The sequence below is a fragment of the Gordonia sp. OPL2 genome, assembly GCF_003797825.1.
Lineage (GTDB): Bacteria > Actinomycetota > Actinomycetes > Mycobacteriales > Mycobacteriaceae > Gordonia.
In genome coordinates this window covers 1-389 of sequence record NZ_RKME01000138.1, presented here as the reverse complement: position 1 = coordinate 389, position 389 = coordinate 1, and the positions used below count along the sequence as shown (strand labels likewise).

Here is a 389-nt window from a genome sequence, read left to right as displayed (position 1 = left end):
AAATGGATTTAAGCCCACAGTTAATGGAATACGGTCTACCACGTTTATACCCTGATCCTGCAGCGCTTTAATCTTTAATGGATTATTGGTGATCAGACGTACCTGTTTAACTCCAAGATGATTAAGCATAATTGGACACATATCATAATGACGCGCATCTGCGGGAAGATTTAGCATTAAATTGGCATCGACAGTATCATGACCCTGATCCTGCAGGGCATAGGCACGGATCTTGTTAGTCAGGCCAATCCCGCGTCCTTCCTGACGCAAATACAAGATCACACCTTGACCTGCTTCATTGATTAACTGCTGGGTCGCCTGTAATTGTGGACCGCAATCGCATTTAAGTGATGCAAAGGCATCTCCAGTAAGACATTCAGAGTGAATAC

General features: G+C 44.0%; 1 protein-coding gene. It reads right to left on the bottom strand.

What is annotated here, in order from left to right:
* Positions 1 to 389, bottom strand: a 389-nt coding sequence (ribA, locus tag EEB19_RS26670) for a GTP cyclohydrolase II RibA (protein WP_187590322.1), incomplete at both ends; no start/stop codon positions are given.